The organism is Nocardia asiatica NBRC 100129, assembly GCF_000308415.1.
In the GTDB taxonomy this organism is placed as follows: domain Bacteria; phylum Actinomycetota; class Actinomycetes; order Mycobacteriales; family Mycobacteriaceae; genus Nocardia; species Nocardia asiatica.
Genome location: NZ_BAFS01000283.1, coordinates 42355 through 49099 on the forward strand (window position 1 = coordinate 42355; position 6745 = coordinate 49099).

The window sequence follows — 6745 nt, forward strand, 5'->3', positions numbered from 1 at the left end:
CGAACTCAAACCCTGGCGTGCCGAGCACGGCGCGGGGGCGGCGGCGGGCTCGATTCCTTCGCCTTGAACGGGCGGGCCAGCAGCACCGCGATGCCGGTGGTCAGCGGCACCGAAAGGGCCAGCGCGATGCCGCCGACCGCCGAGCGCGCGATCTCGATGGCCACCGCGTCACCGGCCAGCACGTCGCGGATGGACCGCCCGGCCACACTGAACAGCAGCAGCAGCGGCAGCGCCCCACCGGCGTAGGCGAGCACCAGCGTGTAGACGGTGCTGGCGATGTGGTCGCGCCCCACCCGCATGGCGGCGGCGAAAACCTCCCGCCGGGAGGCCGACTCGTCGAGGGCGGCCAGCTCGAACGCGGCCGATGCCTGGGTGATCGTGACGTCGTTGAGCACGCCGAGGGAGCCGATGATGAACCCGGCCAGCAACAGGCCGGTGATGCTGACGTGCTGGATGTAGGTGGCGACGTTCGTGTTCTGTTCCTCGGAGAGCCCGGTGAGGCTGGTCATCTCGATCGTGAGCCAGGACAGCACGGCGGCGAGCAGCATCGAGGTCAGCGTGCCGAGCAACGCCGAACTGGTGCGCAGGTTCACACCGTGCGCCAGGTACAGCACCGAATAGAGGATGAGGGAGCCGGCGACCAACGCGACCGGGATCGCGGGCTTGCCGTCCAGCAGGGCCGGGAGCATGAACAGCACCAGGACCGCGAAAGCGAACACCAGGCCGAGCAGCGCGCGGACGCCGCGCCAGCGCGCCACCGCGATGATCACCACCACGAACGCCACGGCGATCAAGGTCAGCGGCAGCCCGCGCGAGTAGTCCTCGAACGAGTACAGCGGCGTTCCGCTGGGATCGGTCTGGCGCACCAGCCGGAGCTCGTCACCCGCGTGCAGGTCGGGTTGTCCTGGGCCGGGGGCGATCTCCAGCAGGGTGTGGTTGCCCTTGTGCGGCCCGGACTCGATCGAGATCAGGCTGCGCTGACAGGTGTAGGCGTTGGAGCGCGGCGGCTCGGGCTTGTCGACGAACACTTTGCCGAGCGACGGACTGCCGCACGGTCCGACATCCTGCAGGACCACGGTGCCCGCCTCGGTCTGCACCGCGCCGCCGCCCGCGTTCTGCATCGGCAGCGGGATATCGATGTGTTGCTTGCTCGGCCACAGCGCGATCGCGCCGATGACGACGGCGACCCCGATCACGGTGAGTAGCCCGATGACCACCCGCGCCGCGGTCGCGCCTATCGCGATCGGCCCCGAGTGATCGTGGTGATGGTGGTGGTCGCTCACCGCGCTCCTACCTGTCAGATGTGTTTCCGCCCGGAGCGAGCCTAAAGGATTTCATTTTCAAGTCCCTCGCGGCCACCGAACAGCGGAAACACGGTCAGAGCGATCCGATCGCAAAGAAATGGGATTTGGAGGGGGCGGCGGAGAGCAGGGGGATGTCTCCGCCGCCCGCAGGGCAGGCGGCCCAGGGGGGTAGGCGGCCTAACCCAAGGCCGGATGTGCCCAGGGGGGGTAGGCAATCCGGCCGGGCACTCTAAGTGCCGAGGACCACTGTACACAAAAGTACTTCTTTTGCGCTAGTTGGTCGCCAATCCCGGCAGATATCCGTACGCCGAGTTTGTTTCCGGGCTGGAAGCGGGGCGAGTATATTGCCCGCCGGATGCCTTTCCACTACTGGCGATAGCTGGCGAGGAAGTTGCCGAAGCGTTCGATGGCGACCGCGAGATCCCGCGCCCAGGGCAGCGTGACGATCCGGAGATGGTCGTGATCGGGCCAGTTGAACCCGGTGCCCTGCACCATCAGGATCTTCTCCTGCAACAGCAGGTCCAGGATGAGCTTCGAGTCGTCGTGGATCTCGTACACGTTCGGATCCAGCTTCGGGAACGCGTACAGCGCGCCCTTCGGCTTCACACACGTCACGCCGGGGATCATGTTCAACCGCTCCCAGGCGACGTCGCGCTGTTCGAGCAGCCTGCCGCCGGGCAGGATCAGATCCTCGATGCTCTGATGCCCGCCGAGCGCGACCTGAATGGCGTGCTGCGCGGGCACATTCGGACACAACCGCGACGAGGCGAGCAGGTCGATGCCCTCGAGGAATCCGGCCGCGTGCTCCTTGGGGCCGGTGATCGCGAGCCAGCCCGACCGGTAGCCGGCCACCCGGTACGCCTTGGACAGACCGTTGAAGGTCAGGCACAGCAGGTCGGGCGCCACGGTGGCCAGCGAGATGTGCTTGGCGTCGTCGTAGAGGATCTTGTCGTAGATCTCGTCGGCGAGCAGCAGCAGTTGATGTTTGCGCGCGAGGTCGGCGATCTGCTGGAGCACTTCGGCGGAGTACACCGCCCCGGTGGGATTGTTCGGGTTGATCACCAGCAGCGCTTTGGTCTTGTCGGTGATCTTCGATTCGATATCGGCGATATCGGGCTGCCAGCCGTTGGCCTCGTCACACAGGTAGTGCACGGGCGTGCCGCCGGCCAGGCTGGTCATCGCGGTCCACAGCGGGTAGTCCGGCGCCGGGATCAGCACCTCGTCGCCGTTGTCCAGGAGGGCCTGCATGGTGATCGTGATCAGTTCGGAGACGCCGTTGCCGAGGTAGACGCCGTCCACGTCCAGCTCGGGAAAGCCGGGCACGAGTTCGTAGCGGGTCACGATCGCGCGGCGCGCCGACAGGATGCCCTTGGACTCGGAGTAGCCCTGGGCATACGGGAGCGCCGCGATGATGTCGCGCATGATCACGTCCGGCGCCTCGAACCCGAACGGGGCCGGATTGCCGATATTGAGCTTGAGGATGCGGTGGCCCTCGGCCTCCAGCCGTGCCGCGTGCGCGTGTACCGGTCCACGGATTTCGTAGACGACGTTCTGTAGCTTCGTGGACTGCTCCAGAACACGCGGGGGGCGGTGCGGATGATGAGGACTCACCCGTCCCATGGTGCCATCCGTCGCAACCCGATAAATCGCCTGTCCGCGGTCACCACCGAGGTCCGTGCCCAGGACGGTGGCCGCGGCGACGCGAGATGTGACGCGTCACTCAACCAGCCGAGCCGCCCGGCGGGATGCTCTTGGCCGCGGTGGAGCCGCAGAACTCCTCGATCCGCTCGTCCAGCCTGCGGGCCTCGATCGCGTCGCGGAAGGCCGGGGCCGCGATCCGCCTGCGCACACCGGTCAGCCGCTCCTCGAGCTGTGCGATGCGCTTGTCCTCGTCCAGCCCGAGCACCGGCTGCAGCGCCTCCGCCGCGCCGTCCAGGCTGCCGTTGATCAGATGAGCGGCCGCGCAGTCGACCCTGGCCAGGGCTTCCGCGCCGTAGGAGCGCTGTTCGGAGGGCCCGTTCGAGTACAGCTCGATGGCCCGCTGCGTGGCGCTGAGCGCGGGCTCGGCCTGACCGAGATGGATATAGGTGGCGCCCGCGTAGTAGTTGGATTTGGCGTCGTTGAACCCGAAGACGCCGCCCACCTCGTCGTGCAGGGCGTCGGTGGCGGCGATCTCGCGGGCGTCGTCGGCCGCCCGGACGCAGCGGTCGGTGTCCGCGGCGCTGCCCAGTGCCGACCAGATCCGCGCCTCGATGTTGAGCAGTCGCACGTGCGCGGTGGCGGACTCGGCGAACTCCTGCCCGCTCTGCGCGAGTTGGACCGCTCGGCGCGGGCGCTGCGACCAGTACTCGATCAGCGCGTGCATGCCGCGCGTCCAGGCGCGAAGTCCATTGTGCCCGCACAATTCCGCGTAGGCCCACGCGGCGCGGATCTGCTCGCCCGCCGCGTCGTAGTGGCCGAGATCGGTGCTGGCGTTGGCGAGCAGGCCCGAAAGCGTGCCCGCCAGAAGATACAGATGACTGGTATCGGCCGGCCGCTGATGACCTTCCAGCAGCCGGTACACCCGGCGGCGCACCCGCACCATCTCCACCATCATCGGAACCGGCGGAATATGCACATAGTCGTTCGCGATGCGTGTGACATCCGCGTCGAGCTGTTCCAGCGTACTGGCGCCGACATTGGTGCTCTCGGCTTTGCCGGCGTGCTCGCTGGCCTCGTGGGCAGCCGCCATGATCAGATCCCTCTCCGAAATAGCCGCTAACGCAACACCTCTCATCGCACCGGCGTCTATGAGAGCCAAAAGGTCCGCGTCGCTCGAATAATGCACGCGCCCCGGGGCATCGGTACGCGCGTCGAATTCCGGCGGGACGGCTCGATCGACCAGAGGCTGATCGATCAATGCCGCGAACCGTGCCCGCACCACATCGTCGGACCTGGCCAGCGAGGTATCCAGAGCGGCTTGGTTGATCGGCCGTGGATGGACCCGGATGCCCCCGGCTTCCCACTTCGAGACCAAGCGTTCGTGTACGCCCAAATGGGCGGCGAATTCCCTGATGCTCATCCGCTTGGCATCGCGAAGGGCGCGGGCCTCTCTGCCTGACCAATGCCTGACCACGGTGTCATCCTTCCGAACGAACTCCCTCCCAGAGTACGAGCGGTTTGTGAGCACGGCCACAAGCGAATTACGGCCTCTATCAAAGGCAGCGGAAGGGCAGCGCAAGGCGGGCAGGCAGGCGGTGCCGAATCCGGCTGCGGGCCGCGACCATTGAAGCGGAAGGCAAGGAGTCGCCGTGAATGTCGAGAAACTCAGGACCGTGGACGATTGGGTGGCGTTCTATCGGCACGAGTTCGGGTTGCCGGTCACCGAGCGTGGCGGCTTCGCCATGCTACCGGTCACCGGACGCGTTTGCGTCGTCCACCTGCCGACCGCGCGGGCCGAGAAGGTCCGCGTCGCACTGGAACAACAGGGAACGAGGGGTCCCATGTTGGCCAGGCAGATCCGATGGAGTTTCCTCGCCGAGCCCGACAGCCGACCGGGACCCCAGGTGCTCGAGGTGCTCAATCGGCTGGATATCGGCCTGCCCGCCGTCGGCAGCGCCGTGATGTTGCCGACCGGTCTCGGCCGCTGGACCCGGGAAGGGTGCTTCTGGGTCAGCCCGCCGAACCGCGGTGACACGCTTCCACCGCTGTCCGTCATCCTCACTACGGCGCTTGCGGTGGGAGCGGGCGGCGGGGACTGATCACCTCCGCGATCAGCTCCCCGCTGCCGCCGGCCGGGTCCGCTTCTCCCCCACAGTCGACGAGGCGGACCCGGCCTCGGCTCAGCGTGATTCGGCGGCGTCGATCACCGCGGCCGAGATCGGGAAGTTGAGGTAGGACCGCGACGGGGTCGGTCCGCGCTGGCCCTGGTACTTGGAGCCCGCCACGGCACTGCCGTACGGATGCTCGGCCGGGCTGGTCAGCCGCAGCAGGCACAACTGGCCGATCTTCATGCCGGGCCACAGCGTGATCGGCAGATTCGCCACGTTGGACAGTTCCAGCGTGATGTGCCCGCTGAAGCCGGGATCGATGAAACCCGCGGTCGAGTGGGTCAGCAAACCCAAGCGGCCCAGGCTGGACTTGCCTTCCAACCGTCCGGCCAAGTCGTCGGGCAGCGAGCACACCTCGAGCGTGGAGCCGAGCACGAACTCACCGGGGTGCAGCACGAACGGCTCGCCCTCGGCCGGCTCCACCAGGCTGGTGAGCTCGTCCTGCCGCTGCGCGGGATCGATGTGGGTGTAGCGGGTGTTGTTGAACACCCGGAACATCCGGTCCAGGCGCACGTCGATGCTCGACGGCTGGATCAGGTTCTCCAGCAGCGGCTCGACGCCGAGACGCCCCGCGGCGATCTCCGCACGGATGTCACGATCGGAAAGCAGCACGCGACGAGCGTAGCGCCTGTTCGGTGGGCCTCCTCAGGCGCACGGTGATAAATAGAGAGCGATATCCTCGCATTCATTCGGGCGACGCCGCCCGCGACCGAAGGGATGAACCATGACCGAGGGCTCGCTGTTCGACCTCACCGGCCACGTCGCCGTCGTCACCGGAGGCAACTCCGGCATCGGCCTCGGGTTCGCGCGCGGGCTCGCCAAGGCCGGGGCCGACCTGTGCATCGTGGGCCGCAACGCCGAGCGCAACCAGGCGGCCGCCGCCGAACTGCGCTCCTTCGGCGGGCGCGTGCTCGCGCTGAGCTGCGATGTGGGCGAGGAACAGCAGGTGGTCGACACCTTCGGCCGCGCGGCAGCCGAACTCGGCCGGATCGACTCCTGCTTCGTGAACGCCGGTGTCATGCAGGGCTTCATCCCGTTCGTGGAGACCGATCTCGCGGAATTCCGCCGGGTGACCTCGATCAATCTCGACGCCGCGTTCGTGACGCTGCGCGAAGCGGCGAAGGTCATGCTCGCGCAGGGCGAGGGCGGCAGCCTGGTCGCCACCGCGAGCCTCGCCGCCCGGCAGGGCGTTCCGCGCGGTCAGTCCTACGCGGCCAGCAAGGCGGGCTTGATCGCCATGGTCAACTCGATCGCGGTAGAACTGGCCAAACACGGCATCCGCGCCAACTCGGTGCTGCCCGGGTGGGTCGAGACGCCGATGACCGAGGGGGCATTCGCCTGGGACCGCTTCCGCGAACGCGTGCACCCGCGGATACCGGTCCAGCGCTGGGGTCAGCCGAGCGATTTCGAATCGGTCGCCGTCTACCTCGCCAGCCCCACCAGCGCCTACCACACCGGCGACACCCTGCTGATCGACGGCGGCTACAGCATGTTCTGACGTCTCCCGGCGCTGCTCAGCGTGCCGCGACCGCGCGGACGGCCCTCGCTTGCACCGCCCCACCGTGCGCGCTATCGGCCTCACCGGGCATGGCGTCGAGCCAGCGGATCGCGGCGGTCGGTCCGGGGCTAGGG

6 protein-coding genes are annotated in these 6745 nt (G+C 67.8%); 2 read left to right on the forward strand and 4 right to left on the reverse strand.

Annotated features, from left to right (window positions below; all coding sequences use genetic code 11):
* Positions 1 to 5: 5 nt before the first annotated feature.
* From ON27_RS27640 to ON27_RS27650, 3 genes are all read right to left on the reverse strand, one after another.
* Entirely contained in the window at positions 6 to 1283 is a 1278-nt protein-coding gene (locus ON27_RS27640) for a YibE/F family protein (RefSeq protein ID WP_043734067.1), read from the reverse strand.
* A 387-nt stretch (positions 1284 to 1670) separates the two neighbouring features.
* The gene (locus ON27_RS27645) at positions 1671 to 2924 is read right to left on the reverse strand and encodes a pyridoxal phosphate-dependent aminotransferase (RefSeq protein ID WP_043734069.1); all 1254 of its coding nucleotides are present in this window, start codon (positions 2922 to 2924) and stop codon (positions 1671 to 1673) included.
* Positions 2925 to 3024: 100 nt separating this feature from the next.
* Positions 3025 to 4365 (reverse strand): helix-turn-helix domain-containing protein, encoded by a 1341-nt coding sequence (locus tag ON27_RS27650; RefSeq protein WP_083887839.1) that lies wholly within the window; start codon positions 4363 to 4365, stop codon positions 3025 to 3027.
* Positions 4366 to 4594: 229 nt separating this feature from the next.
* Between ON27_RS27650 and ON27_RS27655 the strand changes: the two genes are divergently transcribed.
* Entirely contained in the window at positions 4595 to 5044 is a 450-nt protein-coding gene (locus ON27_RS27655; protein ID WP_043734071.1) for a hypothetical protein, read from the forward strand.
* An 81-nt stretch (positions 5045 to 5125) separates the two neighbouring features.
* Here the strand turns inward: ON27_RS27655 and dcd are convergent, their stop codons facing one another.
* On the reverse strand, positions 5126 to 5725 hold the full coding sequence (dcd, locus tag ON27_RS27660) for a dCTP deaminase (protein ID WP_043734072.1): 600 nt from the start codon (positions 5723 to 5725) through the stop codon (positions 5126 to 5128).
* 112 nt (positions 5726 to 5837) lie between these two features.
* Between dcd and ON27_RS27665 the strand changes: the two genes are divergently transcribed.
* A complete protein-coding gene (locus tag ON27_RS27665) occupies positions 5838 to 6611 on the forward strand; it encodes an SDR family NAD(P)-dependent oxidoreductase (RefSeq protein ID WP_043734074.1) in 774 nt (257 codons plus the stop codon).
* Positions 6612 to 6745 lie beyond the last annotated feature (134 nt).

What these genes read in the sequence shown, in the direction of transcription:
- ON27_RS27645 (WP_043734069.1), bottom strand. Translation starts at nt 2,924, where the DNA reads ATGGGACGGGTGAGTCCTCATCATCCGCACCGCCCCCCGCGTGTTCTG.
- ON27_RS27650 (WP_083887839.1), bottom strand. Translation starts at nt 4,365, where the DNA reads ATGAGCATCAGGGAATTCGCCGCCCATTTGGGCGTACACGAACGCTTG.
- ON27_RS27665 (WP_043734074.1), top strand. Translation starts at nt 5,838, where the DNA reads ATGACCGAGGGCTCGCTGTTCGACCTCACCGGCCACGTCGCCGTCGTC.